1 protein-coding gene is annotated in these 1,058 nt (G+C 40.4%); it reads left to right on the top strand.

Features of this window, described 5'->3' with window-relative positions; translation table 11 throughout:
- Nucleotides 1-104 precede the first annotated feature (104 nt).
- On the top strand, nt 105-1,049 hold the full coding sequence (locus tag MW695_RS22180; RefSeq protein WP_247107613.1) for an IS30 family transposase: 945 nt from the start codon (nt 105-107) through the stop codon (nt 1,047-1,049).
- The last annotated feature ends 9 nt before the right edge of the window (nt 1,050-1,058 follow it).

The following is a 1,058-nucleotide window of genomic DNA, read 5'->3' as shown; positions in this document are numbered from 1 at the left end:
GACGAATTGTAATATTAAGTGCGACACCTAAAAAGAAAAACAAAAAGCCCATGAATCTTCGTGTAAAATGAAGTTACCACACAACCCTTACACGGAGGTTTATCATGAGCTATTCCCATCTTACCACGTTTGAACGTGGACGACTAGAAGCCCTTCAAAAACTAGGTTGGTCTACTAGGCAAATGGCGAAAGAACTCAATCGTCATCATTCTACTATTGCTCGAGAATTGAAACGAAACAGCACAAAAGAATACGCTAGTGAAGTGGCTCAACAAATGTACGTGGAGCGTCGCAAAGACTGTAAACCAAAGGGGAAATGGTCTGCTTATCTAGCCGAGATTATTGAAGAGAAACTTCAATTAACATGGTCTCCAGAACAGATTATTGGCCGCCTACCTGAACTAAATCTTTCGTTTAAAACTATTTATCGTTGGCTCTATCAAGGTTTATTAAATAAGTCGGATCTCACTGTGCTTCGCCACAAAGGTAAACGTCAAAAACCTGTTGAAACTAGGGGACGATTCAACATTGGAACCTCGATTAATCAGCGTCCAAAAGAAGTAAAGAAAAGAACGACATTCGGTCACTGGGAGCTTGATACAATCGTTTCAAGTCGTGGAAAAAGCAAAGGGTGTTTAGCTACCTTCGCAGAGCGAAAAACACGGATGTATCTTGCAGTAAAGATGAAAAATCGAAGTTCTTCATCCATGGAAACGGCTATCCTAAGTATGGTTGATAAGTATCCCTTAGGTGTTTTCAAGACTTCAACGGTTGACCGTGGAAAAGAATTTGCGTGCTATTCAAGTATTGAAGAACAGGTGGATATGCTGGTTTATTTTGCTGATCCATATGCTTCCTGGCAGCGTGGAACAAACGAGAATGCCAATGGTCTTTTACGCGAATTTTTCCCAAAAAAGACGGATCTATCTCTCATTACTGAAGAAGAACTAGAGTTAGCCTTATATTTAATTAATCATCGACCAAGGAAATGTCTTGGCTGGAAAACTTCACACGAAGCATTTTGGGAAGAAGTGTCGCAGTTAGATTGACAAACCGTC

The sequence above is a fragment of the Halalkalibacter sp. APA_J-10(15) genome, from assembly GCF_023017105.1.
In the GTDB taxonomy this organism is placed as follows: domain Bacteria; phylum Bacillota; class Bacilli; order Bacillales; family Bacillaceae_D; genus Halalkalibacter.
Note: the sequence above shows the minus strand (reverse complement) of the source record. Positions and strands in the feature narration are given on the sequence as shown.

Excerpts from the sequence above, each read along its gene's own strand:
- MW695_RS22180 (WP_247107613.1), top strand. The coding sequence starts at position 105 with ATGAGCTATTCCCATCTTACCACGTTTGAACGTGGACGACTAGAAGCC.